Origin of the sequence: Methylococcus capsulatus str. Texas = ATCC 19069 (genome assembly GCF_000424685.1) — a bacterium.
GTDB lineage: Bacteria > Pseudomonadota > Gammaproteobacteria > Methylococcales > Methylococcaceae > Methylococcus > Methylococcus capsulatus.
In genome coordinates this window covers 243,445-256,876 of record NZ_AUKJ01000017.1, presented here as the reverse complement: position 1 = coordinate 256,876, position 13,432 = coordinate 243,445, and the positions used below count along the sequence as shown (strand labels likewise).

Annotated in this window: 11 protein-coding genes; 1 reads left to right on the top strand and 10 read right to left on the bottom strand. The window is 61.8% G+C overall.

Going from position 1 to position 13,432, the window contains the following annotated elements; all coding sequences use genetic code 11:
* Positions 1–108: 108 nt before the first annotated feature.
* The 3 genes from ligA to smc are packed head-to-tail and all read right to left on the bottom strand — an operon-like array spanning position 109 to position 6,361.
* Positions 109–2,130 carry an NAD-dependent DNA ligase LigA gene (gene ligA / locus H156_RS0105760; protein WP_017366123.1) on the bottom strand — a complete coding sequence of 674 codons (2,022 nt, stop codon included), beginning with the start codon at positions 2,128–2,130 and terminating at the stop codon, positions 109–111.
* Complete coding sequence (locus tag H156_RS0105755; RefSeq protein WP_017366124.1) at positions 2,127–2,843, bottom strand: cell division protein ZipA C-terminal FtsZ-binding domain-containing protein; 717 nt, start codon at positions 2,841–2,843, stop codon at positions 2,127–2,129. Before H156_RS0105755 ends, ligA begins: the two co-directional genes overlap by 4 nt.
* An 8-nt stretch (positions 2,844–2,851) precedes the next feature.
* On the bottom strand, positions 2,852–6,361 hold the full coding sequence (smc, locus tag H156_RS0105750) for a chromosome segregation protein SMC (protein WP_017366125.1): 3,510 nt from the start codon (positions 6,359–6,361) through the stop codon (positions 2,852–2,854).
* A gap of 141 nt (positions 6,362–6,502) precedes the next feature.
* On the opposite strand from smc, the gene queF reads away from it, so the two are divergent.
* Positions 6,503–6,892 carry a preQ(1) synthase gene (gene queF, locus H156_RS0105745; protein ID WP_017366126.1) on the top strand — a complete coding sequence of 130 codons (390 nt, stop codon included), beginning with the start codon at positions 6,503–6,505 and terminating at the stop codon, positions 6,890–6,892.
* A 3-nt stretch (positions 6,893–6,895) separates the two neighbouring features.
* Here queF and H156_RS0105740 read toward each other — a convergent pair whose 3' ends face one another.
* The 7 genes from H156_RS0105740 to phoU all read right to left on the bottom strand — a co-directional run bounded on the left by H156_RS0105740 (position 6,896) and on the right by phoU (position 13,166).
* Entirely contained in the window at positions 6,896–7,531 is a 636-nt protein-coding gene (locus tag H156_RS0105740) for an MOSC domain-containing protein (RefSeq protein ID WP_017366127.1), read from the bottom strand.
* Complete coding sequence (locus H156_RS0105735; RefSeq protein WP_017366128.1) at positions 7,528–8,109, bottom strand: ribonuclease HII; 582 nt, start codon at positions 8,107–8,109, stop codon at positions 7,528–7,530. The genes H156_RS0105740 and H156_RS0105735 overlap by 4 nt, the downstream gene beginning before the upstream one ends.
* Positions 8,110–8,127: 18 nt before the next feature.
* Complete coding sequence (gene lpxA, locus H156_RS0105730) at positions 8,128–8,898, bottom strand: acyl-ACP--UDP-N-acetylglucosamine O-acyltransferase (RefSeq protein WP_026046045.1); 771 nt, start codon at positions 8,896–8,898, stop codon at positions 8,128–8,130.
* Positions 8,895–9,335, bottom strand: a complete 441-nt coding sequence (gene fabZ / locus H156_RS0105725; RefSeq protein WP_010961670.1) for a 3-hydroxyacyl-ACP dehydratase FabZ — start codon at positions 9,333–9,335, stop codon at positions 8,895–8,897. The genes lpxA and fabZ overlap by 4 nt, the downstream gene beginning before the upstream one ends.
* Positions 9,336–9,385: 50 nt before the next feature.
* Complete coding sequence (locus H156_RS0105720) at positions 9,386–9,892, bottom strand: OmpH/Skp family outer membrane protein (RefSeq protein ID WP_010961671.1); 507 nt, start codon at positions 9,890–9,892, stop codon at positions 9,386–9,388.
* A 158-nt stretch (positions 9,893–10,050) separates the two neighbouring features.
* Complete coding sequence (bamA, locus tag H156_RS0105715) at positions 10,051–12,333, bottom strand: outer membrane protein assembly factor BamA (protein ID WP_256996567.1); 2,283 nt, start codon at positions 12,331–12,333, stop codon at positions 10,051–10,053.
* A 104-nt stretch (positions 12,334–12,437) separates the two neighbouring features.
* Entirely contained in the window at positions 12,438–13,166 is a 729-nt protein-coding gene (gene phoU / locus H156_RS0105710) for a phosphate signaling complex protein PhoU (RefSeq protein ID WP_010961673.1), read from the bottom strand.
* Between the last annotated feature and the right edge of the window lie 266 nt (positions 13,167–13,432).

Sequence of the window (13,432 nt, the reverse complement as noted above, 5' to 3'; positions counted from 1 at the left end):
CGGGGAATTTTCAGACGGACGGCGGAGAGAACCGACGATGCACAGCCATGGGAGACGGGAGGAAAGGCCCCTTTCAGAGGGGAGATGCCCTGCTCAAAGCGACGAAAATTACGGCCGCCCCCGCTCGAGCAGATCCAGGAAGCCCTTCTCGTCCAACACCGGGACGCCGAGTTCGGAGGCTTTGTCCAGTTTCGAACCCGGTTCCGAACCGGCAACGACGAAACTGGTGTTCCTGGATACGCTGCCGGTGCATTTCGCCCCGAGAGCTTCGAGCCGGGCTCGCGCTTCGTCCCGGCTCATCGAGGCCAATGTGCCGGTGAGCACGAAAACCAGACCCTGCAGCGGCAGCTTCCGCGGTGCCGGCGCCGGCTTCTCCCAGCTTACGCCGCACGCCAGCAGTTGCGAGATCACCTCGCGGTTGTGAGGCTGAGCGAAAAACAGCCGGATGTGGCGGCTCACCACCGGGCCGACATCGGCAACGGCCAGAAGCTCTTCTTCGGTAGCCTCCATCAACGCCTCGAGGGAACCGAAATGCTCCGAAAGTACCTTGGCCGTCACCTCGCCCACATCGCGGATGCCCAGCGCATAAAGGAAGCGCGCCAGCGTGGTGCGCTTGCTGCGCTCCAATGCAGCCAGCAGATTGGCGGCGGATTTCTCCCCCATCCGGTCCAGCCCCGCAAGCCGGTCCAGATCGAGGCGGTAAAGGTCAGCCACCGTTGCGATCAGCTTTCTGCCCACCAGCTGATCCACCAGTTTGTCGCCCAGCCCTTCGATATCCATCGCCCGCCGGGACGCGAAGTGCTTGATCGACTCTTTGTGCTGGGCAGGACAGTACAGGCCACCGCTGCAGCGGGCCAACACCTCGCCTGGTTCCGCCTCTACGGCGGAGCCACATTCGGGACAAACTTCCGGCATCCGAAACGGTTCGGCCCCCGGCTTCCGCAGTTCCGGAACGACCCGGACGATTTCTGGAATGACGTCCCCGGCCCGCCTCACGATCACGGTGTCCCCGGGCCGGACGTCCTTCCTGCGGATCTCGTCGGCATTGTGCAGGGTCGCATTAGTGACGGTGACCCCGCCAACGAACACCGGTTCCAGCCTCGCCACGGGAGTCAGGACGCCGGTACGACCCACCTGGACGTCGATGCCCACGACCCGCGTTCTCGCCTCCTCGGCGGGAAACTTGTGGGCGATGGCCCAGCGGGGGGCGCGCGAGACGAATCCCAGCTCGGCCTGGGCCTTCAGGTCGTCGACCTTGTATACGACGCCGTCGATATCGTACGGCAGATCGTGACGGCGCTCCCCCAGCGAGCGATAGTACTCAAGACAACCGGCTGCTCCCCGAACGACGCGATACTCCGGAGAAACCGGCAGCCCCCAGCGTTGCAGGGATTCGAGGAGTTCATGCTGCGTGGCGGGGAGTCTGGCGTCGGGAAACGCGCCGATACCATAGGCATAAAAGGACAAGGGACGCGATGCCGTGACCCTCGCGTCGAGCTGGCGCAGGCTGCCCGCCGCGGCGTTGCGCGGATTCACGAACGTTTTCTCTCCGCTGCGGCGGGCGCGCTCGTTGAGGGCGAGAAAGCCCCGTTTGGGCATGAACACTTCACCCCGCGCCTCGAAACGGTCCGGAAAGTCTTCGCCCTTTAGCCGCAGAGGGATCGCCCGAACCGCCCGGACGTTGTGCGTCACATCCTCCCCGACTTCCCCGTCACCGCGGGTGGCGGCTTGGACCAGAACGCCGTCCTGGTAGAGCAAATTGACGGCGAGCCCGTCGAGCTTCGGCTCCGCGACGTATTCGAGCGTATCCCGGGACAGCTCCTTGCGTACCCGCCGGTCGAATGCGGTGAGATCCTCCTCGCTGAAAGCATTCTCCAGCGACAGCATGGGCACTTCGTGGCGAACTTCAGTGAAAGCTTCGACCGGAGGAGCACCTACCCGTTGGGTGGGCGAATCGGGTGTGACGAGCTCCGGATAACGGGCCTCGATGGCAAGCAGTTCCGCCATCAGGCGGTCGTATTCGGCGTCGGTGATCAGGGGATCGTCGAGCCGGTAGTAACGAACGTTATGAAACTCGATTTCTTCGCGCAGTTTGCGGGCTTTTTCGACCACTTCGGCAGGAACGCTCACGACTGTTCGCACGCTTCCGCCAGAATTTCGCGCATTTCGATCACCCGGGCTTCGGTGAGCTCCGCCCGGTGTTCGTCGAGCACCCTGCCCTCCAAAGCGCCTGCCAGTCCTCGACAGGTATCGACGAGGTCGTCGAAAACCTCCAAGGGGTCCGGTACCTTGGCCGGCTGGAAAAAGAAGACGACGCCGGGGGTGCGGAAATTCTCCATGTCGTTCACGGGAAAAGTGCCGGGCTCGACCAGACTGGCCACGCTGAACAGGGGCTCGCGATAAGCGCTGTCATAGCGGTGGAAAATCCCCATTTCACCGTAAACGAGATCCAGGTCGATCAGGGCATCCCGCAGGCGCTCGCCGGAGAACCGGCCACCGCCGCCCTTGACGACGCTGAGCTGGATGAGAAACGGCGCCCCCAACGCTCCCGAAGTGCCGGCCGACCGCTCCTCGACCGCTTCCCGCGGAAGCTCGTCCACCCGCCCGCCCGCGTCTGCTTCACCCGCGGCCGGCTCGTTCGCCGCTCCCGTGAAGCCATGGTCCGTGTCCCTGACCGGCCGGCGCGACTCCCCGATCTCGTCTTCCTTCTCGAAGACGCCGAATTCGCCGAACCGCTCCAGCGCAGCGAGGATCTTTTGTTTGTAGCGGCCCCAGACATAGATGCCGGCAATCACCAGCACGCCTGCGACCAGAATGATGATTCGGACCGTATCTCTATCCATTTCGTCCCTCAAACCGAAGCCAGTTCAACCGCCGCATCGATGTCCACCGTCACGATGCGCGACACCCCGGGCTCCCGCATGGTGACCCCGGCCAGATATTGGGCGATTTCCATCGTGGCCTTGTTATGGGTGATGAAGAGAAATTGTACTTTCTCGGACATTTCTTTCACCAACTGACTGAACCGTCCGACGTTGGCATCGTCCAGCGGCGCGTCCACCTCGTCCAGCAGACAGAAGGGCGCGGGGTTCAACTCGAAGATGGCGAACACCAGGGCAGCCGCCGTCAGTGCCTTTTCCCCCCCGGAAAGGAGATGGATCGAACTGTTGCGCTTGCCGGGCGGCTGGGCCATGACGCTGACGCCCGCGCTCAGCAAGTTGTTTTCCGTGAGCTCAAGGGCCGCTTTCCCTCCGCCGAAAAGCTTGGGAAACATGCGCTGAAAACCGGCATTGATCTTTTCGAAGGTCTCCTTGAACCTGGCCCGACACTCCCGGTCGATCTTTTCGATAGCCTGCTCCAGTGTCGCCAGCGACTCGGTGAGATCCCGGTCTTGTTCCTCAAGATAGCGCAGGCGCGCTTCCTGCTCCTGATACTCCTGCATCGCCGTGAGATTGACCGGTCCGAGCCGTTCGATCTCCTCGCCCAGGCGAATCACGGACGCCTGCCAGGCGCTTTCCTCGGCATCTTCTGGCAACCCCGCCACGACCGCCGCCGGTGCCGCACCAAGCTCTGCGAACTGTTCTTCGATCCCCTGGCGGCGGACTTCAGCAGTCTGCCACGCCAGCTTCATCTGGCCGATGCTTTCCCGCAAGGCCGCCAGTTCATGCTCCGCACGCTGCCGCTCACCCGCAACGCGCCGGACGTCCGCTTCGAGTTCGCTGAGCCTTCGGCGCTGGCGCGCCATTTCGGCCTCGAGCACGCCCCGCTCCTCCGTCAGCGCATCCAGACGTGACCGTTCGTCCTCCAGCGGTGTCTGTGACTCGGCCAGCCTCTGGACGATGGCGGCAAGCCGGTCCGCGGTCTGGCCGTGCTGCTGTTCCAGCCGCTGCAGATGGGCAGCGGTCAACGCTGCGTTCGATTCGAGCATGGCTGCCCGGCTGCGGAGTGCACGAACGTCCTCGTGCAGCGACTTCTCGGCCGCCTCCGCGGCGGCGAATGCCTCTTCCAGCGCCAGCCACTCCCCCTTCCGCTGCGCCGCCACATCCTGCAGTCTTGACGAATCACGCTCGGCCGTCTGCAAGGCTTCCTCGGCCTCGGCACGCTTCTCGGCGAGTTCGAGCTCCTGATCGGCCAATTCGTTCAGCTCATGGCTGAGCTGGTCCAGGCGATGCCTCCATTGCTCGCTCCTGGCCTCGGCCGCCGCCAACTCGGATCTCGCGAGGGAAAGGCCGGCGGAGAGCTCGTCCGCCTTCTTTCTTGCCTCGCGTCCCTCGGACTCCAAACGCTCCAGTTCGACCTCGGCCTCCGACGCCTCCCTTTCCAGAGTCCGGCACTGCGCTTCCAGCTCTTCGACTCGCCGCCTACATTCGCGCAGTTCGCGCTCGCGGGCAAGCGCCCCGGCATGGCCGGCGTCCGGCTTCTGCGCCAGCATCCAGCCCTTTCCGATACGGAATCCGCCCGGTGTCACCACCGACTCGTGCGGCTGCAGCGAACGCGCCCGCTCCGCCGCCTCCGCCGGATCAGAAGCGCAGTAAATCCCCGCCAGCAGACCTTCGAGCGCCAGGGGAGCTCGAATGTAATCGAGCAGACGCGGCCCGCCGGTTCCTTCGGCAACCGGTCCTTGCCGATATTCACATAAGGCCAGAAACTCAGCAGGCTCCTGAGCCTGGAGGTTCGCCAGGTAATGCGTCAGACTGTCGACACACACGGCTTCGAGATGCGCCCCCAGCACCGTCTCCACGGCATTCTCCCAGCCGGGTGCCACCTCGATCTTCTCGCCCAGGCGGTCGGCCGCCGACAGTTGCCACGCCTCGAGCACCGCCGCCGCGGCACTGCGATCACGCCCCATCGCGTGGCGCTGCAGCGTCTCGAGCGAAGCGACCTTCCCCTGCACGGCATGCAGACCGGCGCGCGCCGGATTCAGGCGCTCACGCGCGAAGCGCAGCCTGTCCCGCTGCCGTTCCGCCTCTCTCGCCAATGCTTCGACCGCGCCGACGGTCTCTTCCCGTTCCGCCTCGATACCTGCCACCTCTAAACGGTGGGCCTGCACGTCGAGAGCGGCAAGCGCTTTTTCCAGTTCCGACTGTTGCTGCAACAGTCGCTGGCGCCGCCCGCCGAGCTGCTGTCCATGCTCCCGCAGCTGCTGCAGCCGTGAACGCTGCAAAGCCGCTTGTCCTTCGAGTCTGTGCCGATCGCCGGCCAGCGCCTCCCAGCCTTCACGGCACGTCTTCAGCTTCGCTTCCGCGGCCTGGCGAACCGACACCGCTTCCGCTACTTCCTGCTCCAGCGAGGCCAGCTTCCCCTTCAGCTCGGCCGCCTCGGCCCGCACCGCCTCGAGCCGGAGACGGTCGTCGTCACGGTCGGATTCGACTTTCCGCAATTCGGCCTCGACCCGCTCCCGTTCCTGAACCAGTTCCGCCCGCGACTTCTGGGTATGGCGAATGAACTGGTCCAAGCGGCTGATTTCCGCGCCCAACTCATAGAACCGCCCCTGTTGGACATCGAGTTTTTCCTGTGCAACGCCGCGCAACCTGTTCAGCTCCTCCAGCCGTGTCTCGCAGGCGTGCTCTTCACCGGTGAGCCGACGGAACCGCTCCTCAGAGTCCGTCAGCCCGGCTTTGAGCCGATCGAGCTGCCGTTCCAGAGCGCGCCAGCGCAGCCCCAGAAGTTCGAGCTTGAGCCGGCGTTCCTCGTCGCGCAGGGCTATGAACTTCTCGGCTTTCCTGGCCTGACGTTGCAGATGGCCCAACTGCCTGCCGAGTTCCTCGCGCAAATCGGCCAGGCGCTCGAGGTTCTCGCGGGTATGGCGCATCCGTTGCTCGGTTTCGTGCCGACGCTCCTTGTACTTGGAGATGCCGGCCGCCTCTTCGATGATCTCGCGCATTTCTTCGGGCTTGGCTTCGATCAGCCGGGAAATCGTGCCCTGCTCGATGATGGCATAGCTGCGCGCACCCAGGCCGGTCCCCAGGAACAGGTCGGTGATGTCCTTGCGGCGGCAGCGCGTCCCATTCAGGAAGTAGCTCGACTGGCCGTCGCGGGCCACCTGGCGCCGGATGGCGATCTGCTGATATCGGGCGTATTCGCCGCCTGCACGCCCGGAAGAATTGTCGAATACCAGTTCCACCGATGCCTGACTCGCCGGCTTCCGGGTGCTGGAACCGTTGAATATCACATCCGCCATGGTTTCACCGCGCAAATGGCGCGCCGAGCTTTCCCCCATGACCCAGCGCACCGCGTCAATGACATTCGACTTGCCGCAGCCGTTCGGGCCCACCACGCCCACCAGGTTGCCCGGCAAGGGGAGGGTCGTCGGATCCACGAAAGACTTGAAACCGGCGATCTTGAGCTTTTCCAGTCGCATGGGGAATTCAGGACGATGACACCGGCCGGGAGGACGGCGATTGTTCGAGGGTGACTCGGCGGGTTATTATACAAGCCAGCGCTGGCCACGATCCGCAAGTGCGGCGCCGGCCGCACCCCAGCAATACACGAATGACACCCGATGCCCTCCCAGCCCAGCAAGACTCTGGAAACCTTCGACAATCCGCGTCCGGACCACGACTACACGATCCGCATCGAAATCCCCGAATTCACCTGCCTGTGCCCCAAGACCGGCCAGCCCGACTTCGCGACGATCCTGCTGGAATACGTGCCGGACCGGCAGTGCATCGAACTCAGATCGCTGAAAATGTACATCTGGTCTTTCCGGGACGAAGGAGCATTCCACGAAGCCGTGACCAACACCATCCTGGACGATCTGGTCACCGTCTCACGCCCTCGGTTCATGCGCGTGACCGCGAGATTCAACGTGCGCGGCGGCATTTACACGACCGTGGTGGCGGAACGGCGCGCGCCGGACTGGGAACCGACGACGCCGGTCGCCCTGCCCTGAGCGTCATCCCAGTTTTTCGCGCAGGCTCTCGCGCCAGGCCCCGGACAGCGCCTCCAGGCTCAGCAGCTTGGCAATGACCTCCCGTTGCCGCGGCCCTTTTACCAGTGCCAGCATGGCCTCGCGGACGCTGACGCCGCCCGGGTCCACGGCCGTGCGTTCCAGGTGGTCGCCGACCCGAAGCTCTCCTTCTTCCAGCACCCTCAGGTAGAACCCCACCCGGCCGGAGATGAGAAAGCGTTTGGGAAAGGTGTGGTCGCCCACTTTGACGCCGAGCTTGAAACAGGGAACCCGGGGCTGCGTCACCTGGAACCGTACCGACCCGCCCCGGAAGGTATCCCCGATGTGCACCTCGTCATCGCGCCCGCCGGTAATGGTCAGATTCTCTCCGAAATGACCGTAGGGCAGGGATTCGAGGCCGAGGTCCTCCTGCCAGTAGCCATAGTTGTCGGCACTGTAGGCGTAAACCGCCTTGTCGGGCCCACCGTGGTTTTCCCGGTCGACTTGAACGTCGCCCTCGATGCCGTCCACTCTGACATGGACGGGATGATCGACCGGCGCCTTGTAGATGCCCGTACCGATGCGGCGGCCGGCATGTTCGATCCGGCACTCGCTGCCTATGCTGATCGCTACGATTTTCATGAAGCCGAACTCCGGTCGATGACTGCCCGCACCGGCGCGAAGCTGCGCCGGTGAAAGAAGCCCGCTCCCCGACTGGCCAAACGATCGATGTGCAGTCGGGTGGGGTAACCTTTGTGCACCCCTAGCGCATAGCCCGGACAAAGCCGGTCCAGCACCTGCATTTCGCGATCCCTGAAGACCTTGGCGAGTATCGACGCGGCCGCAATCTCCGCCACCGACGCATCCCCGCCGACGATAGCCTCGCCGGGACAATCCAGGGGAGGATAGCGATTGCCGTCCACCCTGACCCAGTCCGGCAGGACGGGCAGCGCCGCGACCGCCCGGCACATGGCCAAATGGGTGGCTCGGAGGATATTGAGCTGGTCGATTTCAGACACCTCCGCGCGGCCCACCGCCCAAGCCAGGGATTCGGAGCAGATGCGGCCGGCCAAGACCAGCCGGCGATCCGGGCGCAGCCGCTTCGAATCAGCGAGGCCATGGGTGTCCTGACCGGGAGCGAATATCACCGCCGCAGCGATCACCGGCCCGGCGATACAACCGCGCCCCACCTCGTCGATGCCTGCGACCAAAGACGCCATCCCCCCTCCCGATGGAATTCAGCGGATGATGCTGCGGCCCGTGGCCCTCAGAAAATCCACCATGCAGGCGAGCTCCGGCCCATCCTCGCTCATTTCCTCCAACAGACGGATCGCCTCTTCGAGTTTGAAACCGGTCTTGTAGACAATTTTGTAGGCTTTCTTGATCTGCCTGATCGCCACGGAATCGAATCCGTTCCGCTCCAGTCCGACTGCATTGATCCCGTGCGGCTTGGTCGGCCGTCCCCCCACCATCACATAAGGCGGGACGTCACGGGATATCACACTGCCCATGGCGGAGAAGCTGTGCTGGCCTATCCGGCAGAACTGATGAACCAGAGAGAAACCGCCCAGGATGGCATCGTCATCGACCCGCACGTGCCCTGCCAGAGAAGCGGCATTCGCCATGATGACCCGGTTTCCGATCACACAGTCGTGGGCTACGTGGGTATACGCCATGAAGAGGTTGTCATCCCCGATGCGGGTGACTCCCTTATCCTGAACCGTACCGCGATGAAGAGTGGCGAATTCGCGTATGACGTTCCGGTCGCCGATTTCCAGTGCGGTCGTTTCCCCGCGGTACTTTTTATCCTGCGGATCCTCACCGACCGAAGCGAACTGGAAAATGCGGTTGTCATTGCCGATCCGGGTCGTGCCGCGGATGACCACGTGCGGCCCGATAACCGTGCCCGACCCGATACTGACACCGCGACCCACGATGGAATAGGCGCCGATTTCGACGCCTTCTCCAATGTCCGCCGCCGGATCAATGATCGCCGTCGGGTGGATCAAGATCCCTGCTCCGCAGCTGCGCACATGATCTCGGCACTGGCCACGAACTCGCCTTCGACGTCGGCACGACAGGCGAATGCCCAGATGTTGCGTTTATGGCGCAAATACGTCGCCTCAAGGCGAAGCTGATCGCCCGGCACGACGGGCCGCTTGAAACGCACCTTGTCGAGCCCGACCAAGTAGTAAGTGGCCCCTTTTCCGAGCACGTCGGGCGCCGTCTCCGAGGCGAGCAGGCCGGTCGTCTGGGCCAGCGCCTCGATGATCAGCACCCCCGGCATGATCGGCACACGCGGGAAATGTCCCTGAAAGAACGGCTCGTTATAGGTGACGTTTTTGATGGCGAGCAGCCGCTTCCCGGGCTCGCACTCCAGCACTCGATCGACCAGAAGAAACGGGTAACGATGAGGCAAAAATTCCTTGATCGCTTGAATATCCAATACTTTTTCCTTCTCGGGTTTCGTCGTCAGGCCATCGACCCGAATCCGGATTATTTCTTGCCCGAGGGGCGGTAGCTGGCAACCAGCTTCTTCTCCACTTTGTCTGTCACATCGATGCTCTCCGCCGCGTAGACCACGCCATCGGTCAGCAACAGGTCGAAATTTTCCTCTTTGGCGAGCGACTGGATCGCCTCGAAGATTTCCTTTTGGAGCTGGGCCAGCTCCTCGTTTCTGCGCAAATTGAAATCCTCCCGGAATTCGTCCTGCGCCCGCTTGGCCTCCCGTTTGCGGTTCATGAGATCGCGCTCCTGCTCCTTGGTGATCTCCCCGCCTTTCGCCAGCCGCTCTTCCAGTGCTTTGATCTCCTTCTGTTCCGCGACCAGTTTCTTGTCCCTGCCGGAGAATTCTCTTTCGAGCTCCTTCTTGGCAGCTTCGGCCTGCGGCGCTTTCTCCAGCAGTCGCCCCACATTGACGAAACCGATCTTGATGTCAGCCGCGCAGGGTTCGGCAAAGACAGCCGCCGACACGAGCAAAGGCAATAGAACTTTCCGTACCATGATTCCTCTCCGATGATGAATGTTGACCGGGACCGAAATGCCGCCGATTCAGGAGCCTGCCCCACCCCACGCCGCAAGGGGCTTCGGCCGGGCTTGCATTGACGCCGGGAAACCCGCCGCATTATACAAAAATACTCACACCTGCCCGAAGCACGGGATCACATGCCCTGGAATCCGGAACCGAAATTGAATTGAAAATGCTGAATTCGGTCCCCGCTCTGGGAGTTGAGCGGCTGGGCGATCGAGAACATCAGGGCCCCGAAGGGTGACAGCCACTTGGCCGAAATGCCGGTCGAGAAGCGCAGGTCCGAAAGCTGGGGCGAATTGACGAACACATTCCCGCCGTCGACGAAGGTACCCAAGCGGACACTCTTCAGTTTCTCGCCGGCAAACGGGACCGGAAACAGCAACTCCACCGAGCCGGTCAGTTTGCTGTTGCCGCCGAAGGCGTAGCCACGGCTGTCCCTGGGCCCCAGTGAATTGGGCTGGTATCCACGCACGGAATTCGGACCGCCGGCGTAAAAGTGTTCCCAGAACGGAAGGACGCTGTTGCCGCCACTGCCATAGCCGCCGCCGTAACCGAAATCGCCATTCAACCACAGCGTCAGATCCTGGGTCAGCGGAAAATACTGCTCCAGGCGCACGTTGGCCTTGTAATACTGCAGGGTGCTGAACGGCAGGGCAAACAGTCCCGTCAATCGCTGCGCGCCACCGCTGGTCGCGAATATCGCCCGATTCAGGGTGTCATGGGTCCAACCCAGCGAGGACGAATAGGTCGAATACTCGCTGCCATGGTCGGCAATGAACGCTCTGATTTGATCGGAAGACTGGGAGGTCGTCTTGAGCTTGGTGTTACTGTAGTCCAGGTTGGTCCGAATACTGTCGAACTCTCCGATGGGCAACCCCCAGTTGCCGCCCACCTGGAACACATTGGTAATGTAGTTGGCAACATAGTTCGAATAGCCGGTGTTGGTGTCGCGATAGCTGATGTCGAAACCACTGCTGATGCCATCCAGGGTGGCGTAGGGATTGAAATACCCCAAGGCATAGATGGTGTTGATCTGGCTGTTGTTGAAATTGAAACTGACACGCTTGCCGCTGCCGAAAATGTTGTCCTGGGTGACCGCCGCATTGAATATGATGCCCTGGAACTGGGAATACCCTACACCCGCCGTCAGGTTGCCGGAAGACTTCTCGGTCACGCTGTAGTTGACGTCGATCTGATCCGTCGTTCCCGGCACCGCGGGCGTCTCCACGTTGACATCCTGGAAATAGCCGAGACGCTCGAGCCTGGTCTTGGAACGCTCGATCTTCGCGGTCGACGCCCAGGCCGCCTCCATCTGCCGCATTTCCCTGCGCAGCACTTCGTCACGCGTCTTGGTATTGCCCTGGAAATTGATTCGCCTCACGTAGACCTGTTTGCCCGGATCGACGAAAAAGGTGATGTTTACGGTCTTCTTCTCCTGATTGATGTCCGGCACCATATTGACGTTGGCGAAGATGTAGCCCTCCTCGCCCAAACGATCGGAAATGCCCTTCTGGGTTTCTGTCGCCAGTTTCCTGGAAAAAATATCCTCCGGCCCGATACGCACGAGCGGGACGAGTTGTTCGGGCGGCACGATGGTCTTGCCGGTCAGCCTGACCTGCTCCACCTTGAAGACCTCGCCCTCCTTAACGTTGATGGTGATATATATTTCTTTCTTGTTGGGCGTGATCGATACCTGGGTGGACTCGATTTCGAAATTGACGTAACCGCGATCGAGATAGTAGGAGCGCAGCCGCTCCAGATCGGCCGACAATTTCTGCTTGGAATACTGATCATCCTTGGTATAGAAAGACAGGAGATTGGATGTACTCAGCTCAAAATCCTGGGTCAGCTCCTCATCACTAAAGGCGTTATTGCCGATGATATTGATCTGTTTTATGCGGGCGACGCGACCTTCTGCGATATTGATATTCACCGCCACACGGTTCCGGGGCAGTTCCGTCACCTGGGAATCGATTTTGAGGCTGTATTTGCCCCGGCTGTAATACTGGCGCCGCAGTTCCTGTTCGACCTTGTCGAGAATCTGCCGGTCGAATACCTTCCCCTCCGCCAGCCCGATTCCCTTGAGCGCCTTCAGCAGATCCTCGCTACCGATGTCATGGTTGCCGTCGATCTTTACGCTGGAAATCGAAGGACGCTCTTCGACGTAGATGATCAACTTACCGTCGTCCTCGTCCAGACGGACGTCCTTGAAAAACCCCGTCTTGAACAGCGCCCGGATCACCTCGGCCGACCGTTTTTCATCGAGGGTGTCGCCCTCCCGGACAGGCAGGTAGTTGAACACCGTACCCTCCGAAATCCGCTGCAGCCCTTCGATCCGGATGTCCCGGATGACGAAGGGCTCGAACGCGAACAGCACGGACGACCATGCCAGGATCAGCAGCCATGCACACAGGCGGCGCACGGATTCCAACCCCCCTGAAAATGCGGCGGAACTATCGTTCAAGGGCCTGGCCGGAAACTATGGGATGGGGCATGCGTAAGTCCGGAACCCGTCGGTCATTCGCTTCGCAGATCTTCCTCGAGCTGCTCGAGGCTGATGTGCCGGATGATCTTCCCTTTGGCGTAGTAGATGACGTATTCGCCGATGTTACAGGCGCGATCACCGACGCGCTCCAGCGCCCGCGCGGACCACATGATGTTGAGAGACACGGGAATGGTACGGGGGTCTTCCATCATGTAGGTGATCTGCTGGCGCAGGATGGTCTCGTACTCGCGATCCGCCAGACGGTCGTCCTGGACCACGCGGAGCGCGGCATCCACGTCGATGCGCGCAAAGGAATCCAGGGCGCTGCGCAGTAGGTTACGCACGTACCTGGCCAATTCCTCGATCTCGGAAAGCTGGTTCCTGCGGGGAAAATGTCCGACCATGTCCAGGGTGTGGCGCGCGATCCGTTTCGCCTCGTCGCCGATCCGCTCCAGATCGGTGATGGTCTTGATGACAACCACGACCAACCGCAAATCCCGCGCGGTCGGCTGGCGCCGAGCCAGGATCTGAGTACATTCATCGTCGATGGAGACTTCCATCGTGTTGACCTTGTAATCGTCGGCGATGACGCGTTCAGCGAGCTCGACATTGCCTTCCAGCAACGACCTGACCGCAGAAGCCACCTGCTCCTCCACCAGTCCTCCCAGGGTCAAAACCCGGCTGCGAATGTCCAGCAATTCGTGGTCGAACTGTTTGGACGTGTGCTGATGTTGGTGCTCGGGATCGATGAAGGACGGCATGGGCTGGCTGACGGCTGTCTCGGATGGCGGGGCTGCGGACTAACTGCGCAACGATTCTATCAACTCGGCTGGCGAGGTAAAAGACAAGGAGTCGCCGAGCATTTCCCGATCTTCCGGAAATTCCCGGCTATCCTATAGAATCCAGCCCATCCAAATAAAACCGGCGCCCCATTCCCGCCTTCGACCCGGCATCACCCGTCCACAAGACCTGAAGAACCTGGATACCTCAAGAAATATGACGTTTTCATTAAAGCGGCTCGGGCTGG

Bases quoted from the DNA above. Each gene is read 5' to 3' on its own strand.
- H156_RS0105755 (WP_017366124.1), bottom strand. From the start codon at position 2,843: ATGGATAGAGATACGGTCCGAATCATCATTCTGGTCGCAGGCGTGCTG.
- smc (WP_017366125.1), bottom strand. From the start codon at position 6,361: ATGCGACTGGAAAAGCTCAAGATCGCCGGTTTCAAGTCTTTCGTGGAT.
- queF (WP_017366126.1), top strand. From the start codon at position 6,503: ATGCCCTCCCAGCCCAGCAAGACTCTGGAAACCTTCGACAATCCGCGT.
- H156_RS0105740 (WP_017366127.1), bottom strand. From the start codon at position 7,531: ATGAAAATCGTAGCGATCAGCATAGGCAGCGAGTGCCGGATCGAACAT.
- H156_RS0105735 (WP_017366128.1), bottom strand. From the start codon at position 8,109: ATGGCGTCTTTGGTCGCAGGCATCGACGAGGTGGGGCGCGGTTGTATC.
- H156_RS0105720 (WP_010961671.1), bottom strand. From the start codon at position 9,892: ATGGTACGGAAAGTTCTATTGCCTTTGCTCGTGTCGGCGGCTGTCTTT.
- phoU (WP_010961673.1), bottom strand. From the start codon at position 13,166: ATGCCGTCCTTCATCGATCCCGAGCACCAACATCAGCACACGTCCAAA.